The sequence below is a fragment of the Micromonospora sp. C97 genome (genome assembly GCF_018070385.1).
In the GTDB taxonomy this organism is placed as follows: domain Bacteria; phylum Actinomycetota; class Actinomycetes; order Mycobacteriales; family Micromonosporaceae; genus Micromonospora; species Micromonospora parva.
In genome coordinates, this window is record NZ_JAGPXU010000007.1 from 125,259 (window position 1) to 138,999 (window position 13,741).

The 13,741-nt window shown below is 72.3% G+C and carries 11 protein-coding genes; 2 read left to right on the forward strand and 9 right to left on the reverse strand.

What is annotated here, in order from left to right; translation table 11 throughout:
• Positions 1–65: 65 nt before the first annotated feature.
• From KBX26_RS12985 to KBX26_RS13000, 4 genes are all read right to left on the reverse strand, one after another.
• On the reverse strand, positions 66–1,166 hold the full coding sequence (locus KBX26_RS12985; RefSeq protein ID WP_210865507.1) for an NAD(P)-dependent oxidoreductase: 1,101 nt from the start codon (positions 1,164–1,166) through the stop codon (positions 66–68).
• Positions 1,135–2,172, reverse strand: a complete 1,038-nt coding sequence (locus KBX26_RS12990; protein ID WP_210865508.1) for a glycosyltransferase family 4 protein — start codon at positions 2,170–2,172, stop codon at positions 1,135–1,137. Before KBX26_RS12990 ends, KBX26_RS12985 begins: the two co-directional genes overlap by 32 nt.
• A gap of 291 nt (positions 2,173–2,463) precedes the next feature.
• On the reverse strand, positions 2,464–2,919 hold the full coding sequence (locus KBX26_RS12995; protein ID WP_210865509.1) for a hypothetical protein: 456 nt from the start codon (positions 2,917–2,919) through the stop codon (positions 2,464–2,466).
• A 23-nt stretch (positions 2,920–2,942) separates the two neighbouring features.
• The gene (locus KBX26_RS13000; protein WP_030335121.1) at positions 2,943–3,122 is read right to left on the reverse strand and encodes a hypothetical protein; all 180 of its coding nucleotides are present in this window, start codon (positions 3,120–3,122) and stop codon (positions 2,943–2,945) included.
• A gap of 415 nt (positions 3,123–3,537) precedes the next feature.
• On the opposite strand from KBX26_RS13000, the gene KBX26_RS13005 reads away from it, so the two are divergent.
• Positions 3,538–4,485, forward strand: coding sequence for a DUF389 domain-containing protein (locus tag KBX26_RS13005; protein ID WP_030335119.1), 948 nt, complete (start codon positions 3,538–3,540; stop codon positions 4,483–4,485).
• Between the two features lie 198 nt (positions 4,486–4,683).
• Here KBX26_RS13005 and KBX26_RS13010 read toward each other — a convergent pair whose 3' ends face one another.
• A complete protein-coding gene (locus tag KBX26_RS13010) occupies positions 4,684–7,164 on the reverse strand; it encodes a Tex family protein (protein WP_210865510.1) in 2,481 nt (826 codons plus the stop codon).
• Positions 7,165–7,288: 124 nt separating this feature from the next.
• Between KBX26_RS13010 and KBX26_RS13015 the strand changes: the two genes are divergently transcribed.
• Complete coding sequence (locus tag KBX26_RS13015; protein ID WP_210865511.1) at positions 7,289–8,800, forward strand: deoxyguanosinetriphosphate triphosphohydrolase family protein; 1,512 nt, start codon at positions 7,289–7,291, stop codon at positions 8,798–8,800.
• Positions 8,801–8,811: 11 nt separating this feature from the next.
• Here KBX26_RS13015 and KBX26_RS13020 read toward each other — a convergent pair whose 3' ends face one another.
• The 4 genes from KBX26_RS13020 to KBX26_RS13035 all read right to left on the reverse strand — a co-directional run bounded on the left by KBX26_RS13020 (position 8,812) and on the right by KBX26_RS13035 (position 13,303).
• A complete protein-coding gene (locus KBX26_RS13020; protein ID WP_210865558.1) occupies positions 8,812–9,906 on the reverse strand; it encodes an MBL fold metallo-hydrolase in 1,095 nt (364 codons plus the stop codon).
• A gap of 160 nt (positions 9,907–10,066) precedes the next feature.
• The gene (locus KBX26_RS13025) at positions 10,067–11,071 is read right to left on the reverse strand and encodes a serine hydrolase (protein ID WP_210862298.1); all 1,005 of its coding nucleotides are present in this window, start codon (positions 11,069–11,071) and stop codon (positions 10,067–10,069) included.
• Between the two features lie 101 nt (positions 11,072–11,172).
• The gene (locus tag KBX26_RS13030; RefSeq protein ID WP_210865512.1) at positions 11,173–12,102 is read right to left on the reverse strand and encodes an SDR family NAD(P)-dependent oxidoreductase; all 930 of its coding nucleotides are present in this window, start codon (positions 12,100–12,102) and stop codon (positions 11,173–11,175) included.
• 16 nt (positions 12,103–12,118) lie between these two features.
• Positions 12,119–13,303: a zinc-dependent alcohol dehydrogenase gene (locus KBX26_RS13035; RefSeq protein WP_210865513.1), complete on the reverse strand. Its 1,185-nt coding sequence runs from the start codon at positions 13,301–13,303 to the stop codon at positions 12,119–12,121.
• Between the last annotated feature and the right edge of the window lie 438 nt (positions 13,304–13,741).

Consider the following 13,741-nt stretch of genomic DNA (forward strand, 5'->3'; position numbering starts at 1 on the left):
GATCAGGCCGGTCGGGCCTGACCCGGGGGCGAGAGCCATGGAGAGCCTTCCTGTTGGGGGCGGAGCTACGTCGTCAGGGACCGGTTTTCCGCGTCCGCTCCGCTCGTCTCGACCGGTCGCCGGTCACCTGTTCGGGGCCGCGCCACGGCGTCGGCGTTCGGCGTCGCGGCGGGTGTCGGCTCGGCGCCGGCAGTCCTCAGCCGCTCCCACGCCTCGGGGCGCAGCGTGGGCGCCAACCCCTGGTCGGTGAGCCAGCCGGGCGTCTGCCGCTTGCCGAACAGGAGCATCTCCACCCGACGGGCGTGCGCGTTGGCGTGCAGACCCGTCCGCCCGTACGCGGTGACGCAGCGCGTCGCGTACCGCGCCATCAGTGGTGGGAGGTGCAGTGGCTCGCGGCCACCGAGCAGGCGCAGCAGCAGCCCTGTCGTCATGCCGTTGTGCGGCTGGAGCACGATGGGCGGCACCGGGCCGTCGACGAGCCCGAGGTGGGCGATCGCCGCGGCGACGTCGTCGATGAGGACCTGGGGTGTCGGCGCGGTACCGTCCCCGGCGACGCAGCTCATCCGCGACTGCGCGAGCCGGACGAGCGCCCTGGTGTTCGGTCGATCCACGTCGTGAACCCAGGTCGACCGATAGATGACCGTATCGATGCAGTCCTCGCGTTGCAGCAGGCGTTCGCCGACCGCCTTGGAGCGGGAGTACGGCGAGAAGGGCATCGTCCGCGATGTCTCGTCGAGATCCATCGCCCCCTGCGCCGCCGCCGAGCTGACGTGGACCAGCCGGTCGGCGTTGACCAGGGCGCTGGCTCGGGCGACGAGGGTGGGCAGCAGTGCGTTTCCGCCGTACAACTCCGCGCTGTCCGGGGCGGACCCGTTCGGCAGCCCGGCCGTGTTGATCACGACGTGTGCGCCGTCGAGCTGTGCGGCGAGGGCATCGACGACGTCCCGCTGGAGATCCGCCGGCACCGAATTGCTCCGGAGTGACTCGGTGAGTGGCCACGACAGGCGCGGTGCGGAGACGAGTTGGACCTCGGCCCCCCTGCTGCGCAGCTCGGCGACGACCGCGCGGCCGACGAAGCCGCTGCTGCCCAGCACCGCGACCTTCTTTATCGGCCGGTTCCCGGGGCCGGCCGGGTCACCGGCTCGTTGAGCTGACAGTTCTGGCATGGATCGTTCTTCCTTCCGGCGAAGGCTGGGCCCGCTGTGCGGTGAGCCAGGCGGGGGCAGCGAGGTAGGCGGCGAGGATGGCGAGGGCCGTGGCGTCCAGCGCGACCCGGGTGACTGGTCCGCTGAAGGACGCGGCGACCAGGCAGCCGGCCACTGTCGCGCCGACGACGGCGGTCGTCGCGGTGACCCGCTGGTGCGACCAACCGCCGTCCGTCAGCCGCTGATAGGCGTGGTTGCGGTGGGGGCGGTACCAGGCTTCGCCCTTGCTGATGCGGCGCAGGAGCGTCCAGCCCGTGTCGGCGAGATACAACGCGAGTGGCGCCACGGCGGCCTCCGGCGGCGTGCCGCGCACGATGGCGTAGGCGGCGATCGTGCTGAGCGCACCGCCCAGGGCGTACGACCCGACATCGCCGAGAAAGACCTTCGCGACCCAGGCGTTCCAGGGCAGGAATGTCAGCGAGGCGGCGGCGATCAGACTGCCGGCCGCGATCAGTAGCGGAAGGTCCGTGAGCACTCCGAGCACGGCGTACGCCAACCCGCCGAGGATCGCGTGCACGGCCGAAATGCCGTTGATGCCGTCCATGAAGTTGAAGGCGTTCACGTACGAGGTCACCCAGGCCGCCAGGGCGAGGACGAGGAGCACGTGGACGTACCAGGTCTGCCCGCCGGGCACCAGGATCACCGCCGTGCCCAGGCCGGCCAGCACCTGCAGGAGCAGTCGGCTGCGGATCGGGACCCCCCGCAGGTCTTCCAGGAGCCCGATCGCCGCGAAGAAGAGCAGCGGTACGGCGATGGACCGGGCGTGTTCGTTCAGGAGAAGCGCGAGCCCCGCCGCCGCGGCGACTCCCACGCCCCCGCCGCGCGGAACCGGTGTGCTGTGCGAGGACCGCTCCGACGGTATGTCGAGCACCGCTGCTGCTCTCAGCAGGCGAAGAACGAGCGGTTGCAGCAGCGTGCCGACGACGAGTGCGAGAACGATTCCGCCAGCGAGCGGAACACTCAGCATGGCGTGATTCCTGACCAAATGCAGTGGGGATCCTCTTGAATGCGTACGAGATTCACCAATTGGGCCTTTGGTTTGAACTGGTCAAACGAGGATGAATCAATCATAGGGGGTCGCTACTATGGACAAACGACCGTTCGCGCTATTCGGTGTGGAACAGGCGGCTGAAACCGCTCGCGCTGTTCTCGACGACGTCCGGCAGCCCGATGCGGGGGCTGACCTCGTCGGTCACCGCGGCGGACGTGACGGTGACGGTGGCCGGCCACCGAATGTGAGACGGGCCGGCCGGCCCGCTCAGAGTCGGGCGGGGGGCGAACCCGGCTTGCCGGTCCCGTCGTCCAGCAACCGGGTGAGCGGCGTCCGCAACGGGATCGACTCGCCGTCGCGACCGCCGGCCCCGACGACCAACGGCGCCGGGCTGGGTTCCGGGTCGACACCGAAGAGCCGGGCCCGCCAACCACCCGGCACTGTCAACAGGTGGAACCGGCCATCCACGTCCACCGCCCGGGTCTCGGCCCGGTCGACATACCAGCCGGTCAGCCTGGTCCGGTAGCGTCCACGCCCGTCGTACCCCCGGGCGGCCAACCGGGTGGTGGGCAGCCCTCGCCGGGTGGCCTCAGCCACGAACCAGGCCACCAGGTCCGCCGCCTGCGCGTGCTCGGCGGCCCGCCGCCGCGCGTCCGCGTCGGCGTGCGCCCGCACCGCCTGCCGCTGCTGATCCCGCCACTCCCGGGCGTCCCGCTCACCCACGAGGGTGACGGTACGCCACCGGCTCAGTCGAGTACGGCCCGCAGCGTGTGCCGGACGATCAGGTCCACCGCGGGGTCGACCACGCCGACCGCACCCAGGTCGATGACAGCGTCCAGCCGCCCGCTGCGCTCCTGCGGGCCATTCGCTCTCCGCGCGCCGCCAGTGCCGAGCGGGTCGAGCGGGCGCTGCGCGGGGTCGTCCACAGCCGCCGCTGTGGACGGTCCCGTCCTCCCCTGCGCCACCTGTGTCCCGCGCCCGGTCTGGGAGTGCTTGGCGAGTCCTTTCGAGCTGACCCGTTTGTGACATCACGGCATGACCCGCTCGTCGTATCAGATTCGGAGCGACGCGGTGGCGCGGGATACGGCGCGATTCGTTTGCCGCATCAGCTCCAAAGGATGCCGCATGAGGTTCTTTGCCCGGCGCGGCTGCCCTGCCCGGCAACCCGCCGCGTGGTTGCGCCCGGCACGCGTCGCCGGGCAGGGTCGGTCGACCAGGCCATTGCGGGTTCAGCAGCCGTACGCCCTCCTGCGGTCCGTGCGGCCGGCGGCCGGGCGGTAGGGTCTCGACCGGCCGGTCGGGCGGGTAGGGGACCGGTCGGTCGGGTGAGGGGGAGGACACGTGCTGCACCTGAGGGTGATCGCTTCGCCGGAGCAGTCGGCGAACGTGATCGACCTGCTGGCCGCCGAGCCCGGCGTGACCCACCTGGTGGTGCTGCCCGGCGTCGCCCGGCAGCCCCCGGGCGACCTCATCCAGTTCGACGTCGTGCGGGAGAGCGCCGACCGGGTGTTGCAGGAGTTGCAGCGGATGGGGGTGGACGACACCGGCGGCATCGCGGCCGACGATGTGGAGTTGACCGTCTCCGCCGCGGCTGACCGGGCGGCGGAGCGGGCACCGGGCAGCGGGGCGGACGCGGTGGTCTGGGACGAGATCGCCGCGAAGACCGGCGAGCAGACCGAACTGTCCGGCACCTACCTCGTACTGATCGTGGTGGCCACCATGATCGCCGGCATCGGTGTGCTGTTGGACCAGCCGATCCTCATCGTCGGGGCGATGGTGGTCGGTCCGGAGTTCGGCCCGCTCGCCGCGCTCTGCGTGGCGTTGCTACGTCGTCGGTTGGACGTGATCGGCCGCTCGGTGCTGGCCCTGACTGTCGGTTTTATGGCGGCCATGGCGGTCACCGTGCTGAGCACCTGGGCGTTGACCGCCGCCGGCCTGGTCAGTCGGGAGATGCTGCTCGCCGAACGTCCGCTCACCGACTTCATCTGGCGGCCGGACGCGCTGTCCTGGGTGGTCGGTCTACTTGCCGGCGTGGCCGGGATGCTCTCGTTGACGTCGAAGAAGTCCGGCAGCCTGGTCGGCGTGCTGATCTCGGTGACCACGGTCCCGGCCGCCGCGAACGTGGCGGTGGCCGCCGCCTACGGAGTGTGGGACGAAGCGGGCGGCTCGGCCCTCCAACTGGTGATCAACCTGTGTGCGATCGTCCTGGCCGGACTGCTCACCCTCGTGGTGCAGCAGGTCTGGTGGTGGGGTCTGGCTCGTCGGTCCCGTCGTCCAGCAACCGGGTGAGCAGCGTCCGCAACGGGATCGACTCACCGTCGCGGCCACCGGCCGCGACCACGTCATCGGCCTGGCTCGCGTTTCGCGCGGGTCGTCGCCCGGACGGACCCCGATCTTGGACAGTTTCCGTTCCGTCTGAACGGAAACTGTCCAAGATCTGCTGTGGCGTGGGCGTTTCGGTCGATCGCTCGCGCCGGTTGACCGGGGTCAGGCCAGGCCGGCGCGGCGCAGGGCTTCGGCCATCGCGTCGTTGGCCGGCGCCGGTGCGCCCTGCCGCTGCTGCCCGCCGCGACCGCCGTGCTGCCCGCCGCTGCGACCACCCTGCCCGCCACGACCACCCTGCCCGCCACGACCACCCTGGCCGCCACGGCCACCCTGGCCGCCGCCACCGCCCTGCTGCCCGCCGCCACGACCGCCCTGGCCGCCGCGACCGCCCTGCGGTGCGCGCTGCGCCGGGCCGCCACGCCCCTCCTGGCTCGTCCGACCAGCACCGCCGGCCGCCGGCTCGTCGTCCAGGCGCAGGGTCAGCGAGATGCGCTTGCGGGGTACGTCCACATCGAGCACCCGGACCTTGACCACGTCGCCGGACTTCACCACCTCGCGGGGGTCCTTCACGAAGGTCCGGGACATCGCCGAGACGTGCACCAGACCGTCCTGGTGCACCCCGACGTCCACGAACGCGCCGAACGCGGCCACGTTGGTGACCACCCCTTCCAGCACCATGCCGGGCGTCAGGTCGCTGATCTTCTCCACCCCCTCGACGAAGGTGGCGGTGCGGAACTCGGGGCGGGGATCGCGGCCCGGCTTCTCCAGCTCGGCGATGATGTCGGTGACGGTGGGCAGGCCGAACCGGTCGTCGACGAAGTCGGTGGCCCGCAGCCCGCGCAGGATCGTGCTCTTACCGATCACCGAGCGCAGATCCTGACCGGTGCTGGCCAGGATCCGGCGCACCACCGGGTACGCCTCGGGGTGCACGCTGGACGAGTCCAGTGGGTCGTCGCCGCCGGGGATGCGCAGGAAGCCGGCGCACTGCTCGAACGCCTTCGGGCCGAGCCGGGCCACCTTCTTCAACTCGGTACGCGAGCGGAACGGCCCGTTGGCGTCCCGGTGCAGCACGATGTTCTCGGCCAGCCCGGCGCCGATCCCGGAGACCCGGGTCAGCAGCGGCGCGGAGGCGGTGTTGACGTCCACGCCGACCGCGTTGACGCAGTCCTCCACCACCGCGTCCAGCGACCGGGACAGCTTCACCTCGGACAGGTCATGCTGGTACTGGCCGACGCCGATCGACCGCGGGTCGATCTTGACCAGCTCTGCCAGGGGGTCCTGCAGACGCCGGGCGATGGAGACCGCGCCGCGCAGCGACACGTCCATCCCGGGCAGCTCCTGCGCGGCGTACGCGGAGGCGGAGTAGACCGACGCGCCGGCCTCGGAGACCATCACCTTGGTCAGGTTGAGCTGCGGGTGCCGGGCGATCAGGTCACCGGCGAGCTTGTCCGTCTCGCGGGAGGCGGTGCCATTGCCGATCGCGATCAGCTCCACCCCGTGCGCCCCGGCCAGTCGGGCCAGGGTCTCCACCGACGCGTCCCACTGCCGGCGCGGCTCGTGCGGGTAGATGGTGTCGGTGGCGACCACCTTGCCGGTGGCGTCCACCACCGCCACCTTCACGCCGGTGCGCAGGCCCGGGTCCAGGCCCATGGTGGGCCGGGTGCCGGCCGGCGCGGCGAGCAGCAGGTCCCGCAGGTTGGTGGCGAAGACCCGCACCGCCTCCTCCTCGGCGGCCTGCCACAGCCGCATCCGCAGGTCCGCGCCGAGGTGGATGAGGATCCGGGTCCGCCACGCCCAGCGGACCGTGTCGGTCAGCCAGCGGTCGGCCGGGCGGCCCGCGTCGGACACCCCGAACCGGCCGGCGATGGCCGCCTCGTACCGGGTCGGGCCGGCCGGCACGGCGTCCGCCTCACCGGCCTCCTCCGGCTCCATGGTCAGGTCGAGCACGCCCTCCTTCTCGCCCCGGAACATCGCCAGGATCCGGTGCGAGGGCAGCTTCGGGTACGGCTCGGAGAAGTCGAAGTAGTCGGCGAACTTGGCGCCGGCGGTCTCCTGACCGTCGCGTACCCGGGAAACCAGCCGGCCCCGCGACCACATCTGCTCGCGCAGCGTGCCGATCAGGTCGGCGTCCTCGGCGAAGGTCTCGATGAGGATGGCCCGCGCGCCCTCCAGCGCGGCGGCCGCGTCGGCGACGCCCTTCTCCGCGTCGACGAACGCGGCGGCGGTGGCCTTCGGGTCCTGGGTCGGGTCGGCCAGCAGCGTCTCGGCCAGCGGGGCGAGGCCGGCCTCGCGGGCGATCTGGGCGCGGGTCCGCCGCTTCGGCTTGTAGGGCAGGTAGATGTCCTCCAGCCGCGACTTCGAGTCGGCGGCCATGATCTGCGCTTCCAGGGCCTCGTCCAACTTGCCCTGACTGCGGATCGACTCCAGGACGGCCGCCCGCCGCTCGTCCAGCTCGCGCAGGTAGCGCAGCCGCTCCTCCAGGGTGCGCAGCTGGGTGTCGTCGAGCAGGCCGGTGGCCTCCTTGCGGTAACGGGCGATGAACGGCACTGTGGCGCCGCCGTCGAGCAGCTCCACGGCCGCCCGCACCTGACGCTCGGCCACGCCGAGCTCGTCGGCGATCCGCTGATGAACAGACTGGGTCACGATCTCGATCCGCCTTCGGGAGTGGGTACCGCCTGCATTCTGCCGGGCGGCCCCGACAGCTGTCGTCGCGGCTGGCCGGGGTGACCGGCGGCGGTCCCGGCGGGCCTGCGCTAGCGTGGCGATCATGGAATCTGCTGCGGAGCCGCGCGCCCGGCGGCTCTTCGGCGGCAGCGCCCGGGCTCTCGGCGACCTCACTGCCAACCCGTTCCGCGCCGACCGGGACCGGATCGTCGGCTCGCCGTTCTTCGCCCGCCTCGGCGGTGTCACCCAGGTGATCAGCCCGGTCGGCTCCGGGCTGCTGGTGCACAACCGGCTCACCCACAGCCTCAAGGTCGCCCAGGTGGCCCGGGCCGTCGCCGAGCGGCTGACGGCCGACGAGCGGTGGCGTGACCTGCTGGACAAGCTCGGCGGCCTCGACCCCGACGTGGTGGAGGCGGCGGCGCTCGCCCACGACCTCGGCCACCCACCGTTCGGGCACCTGGGGGAGCGGGTGCTGGACCGGCTGGCCCGTCAGCGCCTCGGCCTCTCCGACGGGTTCGAGGGCAACGCGCAGTCGTACCGGATCGTCACCAGCACCGAGATCCGGGGCGCGGCCACCACCGGGCTGGACCTGACGGCGGCGGTCCGCGCGGCGATGTTGAAGTACCCGTGGACCCGCCTGGACCACCCCGACCCGCACCCGCGCACGATGGATCCGCCGCCGCGCGGAGCCACCCCTCCGCCGGACGACCCGGACAGCGGCTCGTCGAAGTTCGGCGCGTACCGCACCGAGCTGGACGACCTACGGCAGGCCCGGGAGCCGTTCGCCGGCCGCATCCCGGACTGGCAGCAGACGGTGGAGGCGTCCGTGATGGACACCGCCGACGACATCGCGTACGCCATCCACGACGTGGAGGACTTCTACCGGGTCGGTGTGCTCCAGCAGGGTTCGGTCTCCGCCGAGTTGATGGCCTGGCAGCGCGAGAGCGGGCACTTCCGGGCGATCACCGACGCGGCGTTGGCCACGTCGGCGCGGCGACCCGGGGCGGCGATCGAGCGGTTGCGTCGACAACTGCACCGCAAGGACGCCTGGATCGCCGACGACGACGCGTTCGCCGCCGCCGTCGAGCACGTCCGCGAGGAGCTGGTCGACGGGCTGCTCGCGATGCCGTTCGACGGCTCGATCGAGGCCGAGCAGTACGTGGCGCGTTTCTCCGCCCGCTGGTCCACCCGCTTCGTCGAGGCGATCACCGTCACCGATCAGCCGTCGGTGCGCTCCGGGTACGTGCTGCTCGGCTGCGCGCAGTGGCACGAGGTGCAGGTGCTCAAGTTCGTGCACCACCGGTTCGTGCTGGCCCGCCCGGACCTCGCCCTGCACCAGCGCGGTCAGGCCCGGCTGCTGGGCACCCTGGTCGAGGCCCTCTGGGAGTGGCTGCTCGACCCGGAGGAGGAATCCCGGCTGCCCCGCCGGCTGCACGACCTGGTCGAGTTGGCCGAGGCCGAGCTGCACCCGCGTACCCCGGACCGGATCGGTCGGGCCCGGGGCCGGGCCATCGTCGATTTCGTCGCGCAGCTCACCGACGGTCAGGCGGTGGCCATGCTGGACGCGCTCTCCGGCCGGTCCGGCGCGCTCTGGACCGACGCGTTCGTCCTCTGACTGACCTGAGGTCAGGCGATGGCCTGCCACCAGCCGTCGACGGCGGGCGGTTCGTCGACCACCACCCGCTCGCCGGGGCGGGGCACGGCGAGTCGCACGTCGCGGGCCTTCGCCTCGGCCCACAACCGGTCGACCGGCTCGGACCAGTCGTGCAGCGCCAGGTTGAACGTCGCCCAGTGCACCGGCACGAACAGCCCGCCACGCAGGTCGAGGTGGGCGTTCACCGCCTCCTCCGGGAACATGTGGATCGTCGGCCACGCCCGGTCGTACGCGCCGATCTGCATCAGCGTCACGTCGAACGGCCCGTGCTCGGCGCCGATCTCCGCGTACCCGGCGAAGTAACCGGAGTCGCCGGTGTAGAAGACCTTGCGGCGCGCCCCGGCCACCACCCAGGAACTCCAGAGGGTGCCGTCGCGGCGCAGCCCACGGCCGGAGAAGTGCTGGGCGGCGGTGGCGGTGATCTCCAGGCCGGCGACCTGGTGCGACTCGGACCAGTCCAGCTCGATGATCCGCTCGGCGGGTACGCCCCAGCGGTCCAGGTGCGCGCCCACGCCGAGCGGTACCAGGAACGGCGCGGACTGCCCGGCGAGCAGCGCCCGCACGGTGGCCATGTCGAGGTGGTCGTAGTGGTCGTGGGAGATCAGGATGGCGTCCAGCGGGGGCAGCTCGTCGATGCCGACCGGTGGCTCGTGCAGCCGGCGCGGGCCGACCCGAGGAGACGGGGAGCACCTGTCGCTCCACACCGGGTCGAGCAGCACCCGCCGGCCCTCGATCTCGATCAGCGTCGAGGCGTGCCCGTACCAGACGATGTTCAGCTCGTCGGCCGCGTCGGCGGCGTCCGTCGTGCCGGGCCGCAGCAGCGGCACCGGTGTGGTCGGGCGCCGCTTCTGCTTACCGAAGATCAGCTCGCAGACCAGGTTGCGGCCCGGCTCGGCGACCATCGTGCGGGTGCCGGCCTGGTTGTGGAAGGTGCCGTCGCGGAACTGGGGCGAGCGGGCCGCCCGTTCGGCGCGGGCCCCGCTGAGCCGGCCGCCGAGCGCCGCCGGCACATCCCGGGCGACCCAGGCCAGGCCGGCCAGCGCGGCCAGCCCAGCCGCGCCGCGCATCCGCCGCCCGAGCGACCGTTCGATGTCCGTGCTCCGCGCTCGTGCCATTGCCGTCCCTCCGACGTGTCCGCCCTACACGGTAGTCACCCGAACCGACCCGTGCCCCGGCGGTCGCCACGCCGGGTCGGTCGCCGACGGTGGCGACCGACCCGGGATGGCGTCAGCCGCCGTTGCTGGGGCGTCGGGCGGTGATCCGGAACGTGGTCCCCACGCCGGCGATCCGGTCCACCGCGGCCAGGAACTTGGGGCCCATGGCGGCCCGGGCCTGCACCGCCGGGTGGGTCGCGCCGAAGTCCTCCGGGTTGGCCTGCCCGTCGGCGAAGAGCGCGTAGGTGAGCACCGCCGCACCGGAACGGTCGAAGATCACCCCGGCCTCGTGCCGGGCGTCGGCGAACCAGCCGGCCTTGGTGGCGACCCGGGCTCGCTCGTCGGAGGACATCGTGCGCCGGATGCCGTCGGTGAACGCCACCGGGGAGCGCAGCAGGCCCAACAGGTACGTCGTCGAGGCGGGGGAGAGCAGCGTGCCGGCGACCAGGGCGCGCAGCAGGTCGTGCGTCTCGCGCGGGGTGCTGGTGCCGAGGAAGAACCGGTTCGGGTTGGCCACCGGCTCGACCTGGGTGTTCGGGAAGCCCTTGGCGACCAGGATGGAGTTGATCTCGGCGGCCGGGGCGACCAGGCCGCACAGCCGCACCGCCGTGTCGTCCGAGACGGTCAGCAGGTTGGCCAGCACGTGCCCGATGGTCACCCGGCTCGGGTACGCGCCGTCGAGGCTGAAGATGCCGTCACCGCCCGGTACGACGATCGCCGCGCTCACCTCGACCTGCTGGTCCAGGGTGAGCAGCCCTCGGTCGACCTTGTCGAGCACCGCCGTGGCTACCGCGATCTTGTTGACGCTGTACGCCTCGATCCGCCGGTCCGGGTCGGCCTGCACCGCGACCACCGGCGCACCGGCCGGGTCGGCGACGCTGACGTACGCCTGCCAGTTGCCACCGGCCTCGGTGCTGTGCTTGGTGAAGACGGCGGCGACCCGTCGGGCGGCTCGGGCGGGGGTGGTCGGCGACGTCTCGGTGGCCTCGGCGGCGCTCGCCGGGGCGGCGGCGCCCAGCACCGTGCCGGCGGTGGCCACGGTGCCCAGGCCGAGTGCCGTTCTGCGGTTCAGTCGCATGATGAATCGTCTCCCCGATCGTGGTGCGCCAGAGCGCTTGCTGGCCCACCACCCTATGCGAGTTGATCGATACACGACGCCCCCGGATCGTCCTGAGTGGCTCAGCCGAGCCGCCGGCGCAGCGCGGCGCCCACCGCGCCAACCGGTCCGAACACAAGTTGTCGCAGGTCGGGAAGGTGACCACCGTGCACCGCCTCGCCGGCCGGGTTCGGCGCGAAGACCGAGCCGTCGTGCGCGACGACCGGGCGTCCGCTGAGCCCCGCCGCTCGCATCAGCGGTCCGACCAACACGTCATAAACCCCCGGCAGTACGGTGAAACCGGCGCGCAGCACCACGTTGAGCCGGCCCACCGACACCTCCCGGCGGGGCCGGTCCACACAGTCCACGATGGCCCGCGCCACCCGCTGCGGCCGGGCGATCGGCGCGGGCGGCCGCCCGATCCGGCCCAGGTAGTTGGCCGCCTGCTGGTACACGGGAGTGTCCACGCTGCCCGGGTTGACCAGGCACAGCCGGATCGCCGGGCGGTCGCGCAACTCCTGCTGCACCGCCCGGACGAGACCCTGCAACCCCCACTTGCTCGTCACGTACGCGCTCATGTACGGCGCGGTGATGTGCCCGAGAACCGACCCGGTGAGGATCACCGTTCCGGCCCCGGCGACCCGGAAGTGCCGCAACGCCACCCGCACCGAGGCCGCCGCGCCGAGCAGGTCGGTCCGCACCACCTGGTCGAAGACCTGTTCCGGCAGCTCGTCGAAGCGCCCGTAGGCCATCACCGCCGCCGTGTGCACCCACACGTCGATGCGGCCGAAACGCTCGACCGCCGCGCCCGCGAGCGTGTCCAGCGCGTCCGGCTCGGTCACGTCGGTCGGCACGGTCAGCACCTCGGCCTCGGCGCACTCGGCGCGTACCTCGGCCAGGGTCGTGGCGGCGCGGGCGGCGAGGACCAGGCGGTCGCCGCGCTCGGCGAACGCCCGGGCCGTCGCCCGGCCGATCCCGCTGCTCGCGCCAACGATCACGACCACCCGGCTCACGGCGCACCCCTCGCCCTCATGGTGCGAGCACGACCTTGATGCAGCCGTCCTCCTTCTTCTGGAACATCTCGTACGCCTGCGGCGCCCGGGCCAGCGGCACCCGGTGGGTACGCAGGTCCTCCACGCCCAGCGGGTCGTCGTCGCCGGCGAGCAGCGGCAGGATCTCGTCGGTCCACCGGCGCACGTGACACTGCCCCATCCGCAGCTGGACACCCCGGTCGAACATCTCCATCAGCGGCATCGGGTCCGCCTCACCGCCGTACACGCCGGAGATCGACACCGTCCCACCGCGGCGTACCGCCTTGAGCGCGGCGTGCAGGACGGAGAGTCGGTCCACCCCCGCCCGGTCGGTCATCGTCTGGGCCACCTTGTCCGGCAGCAGCCCGGCGGCCGTCTGGGCCAGCTTGCCCATTGGCGAACCGTGCGCCTCCATACCCACCGCGTCGATCACCGCATCCGGGCCGCGCCCGTCGACCAGGTCGATCAGCGCGCCCGGCACGTCGGACAGCTCGCTGACGTCGAGCACCTCGATGCCGTGCCGGCGGGCCAGTTCCAGCCGCTCGGGCACCAGGTCCAGCCCGATCACCCGGCCCGCGCCGAGGTGGCGGCCGATCCGTGCGCAGAACTGCCCGACCGGACCCAACCCGAAGACGGCCAGGGTGCCACCCGGCGGGGTGTCCGCGTACTTCACCGCCTGCCAGGCGGTCGGCAGGATGTCGGACAGGTAGAGGTACCGCTCGTCGGCGCCGGTCTGCGGGATCTTGATCGGCCCGAAGTGGGCCTGCGGGACGCGCAGGTACTCGGCCTGCCCGCCCGGCACCGAACCGTAGAGCGAGGTGTAGCCGAACAGGGCCGCGCCCTTGCCCTCGCTGGTGACCTGGGTGGTCTCGCACTGGGCGTAGAGCTGGCGCGAACACATCCAGCAACTGCCGCAGGCGATGTTGAACGGCACCACCACCCGGTCGCCGGGCTTGAGCCCGGTCACCTCCCGCCCGACCTCCTCGACGATGCCCATCGGCTCGTGGCCCAGGATGTCACCGGGCTTCAGGTACGGCCCGAGCACCTCGTACAGGTGCAGGTCGGAACCGCAGATAGCGGTCGAGGTGATCTTCACGATCGCGTCGGTCGGCTCCTCGATCCGAGGGTCCGGGACCTCCTCGACCCGTACGTCCCGCTTGCCCTGCCAGGTGAGTGCCTTCATGTCCCTCGTCCCCTCTCCACGCTGCCTGAGAGGACTGCTACCCGGGCTCGGGCACTTGAACCGGCCGTCCGTCCCGGATTCCTGCCTTCCGGGCCTGGTCTGCCTCGGGGTTCGCGGTGGTTGGGGTGGGGCCCGGGGTGACCATTCCCCTCGGGTTGGTGGTGGTTGCGGTGGGGGCCTGGGGGGCGGCCGTCCCCGGCTTCGGGCGGTCAGGCTTGATCCCTACGCCGGTGACGGTCGCCCCCCAGGCCTCGCTGATGGGCGTCCGTCTGTGCGTTCCTGCGGAGGTCCGTGAGCCCTGACACCGGTTGCTGCCGCTCGATGCCGCACCTCCGAAGGTCACCCGGGCGGGGGTCACCCGGGTGTGCGCGGGTCCTTGAGTGGCGGCTCGTCCGTCTTGACCCCTTTGTCGTGGTGGTGTCGGGGTCAGCTGGGCCG

What these genes read in the sequence shown, in the direction of transcription:
- KBX26_RS12990 (WP_210865508.1), bottom strand. Translation starts at nt 2,172, where the DNA reads ATGCTGAGTGTTCCGCTCGCTGGCGGAATCGTTCTCGCACTCGTCGTC.
- KBX26_RS13015 (WP_210865511.1), top strand. Translation starts at nt 7,289, where the DNA reads ATGGAATCTGCTGCGGAGCCGCGCGCCCGGCGGCTCTTCGGCGGCAGC.
- KBX26_RS13035 (WP_210865513.1), bottom strand. Translation starts at nt 13,303, where the DNA reads ATGAAGGCACTCACCTGGCAGGGCAAGCGGGACGTACGGGTCGAGGAG.
- KBX26_RS13020 (WP_210865558.1), bottom strand. Translation starts at nt 9,906, where the DNA reads ATGCGCGGCGCGGCTGGGCTGGCCGCGCTGGCCGGCCTGGCCTGGGTC.
- KBX26_RS13025 (WP_210862298.1), bottom strand. Translation starts at nt 11,071, where the DNA reads ATGCGACTGAACCGCAGAACGGCACTCGGCCTGGGCACCGTGGCCACC.
- KBX26_RS12985 (WP_210865507.1), bottom strand. Translation starts at nt 1,166, where the DNA reads ATGCCAGAACTGTCAGCTCAACGAGCCGGTGACCCGGCCGGCCCCGGG.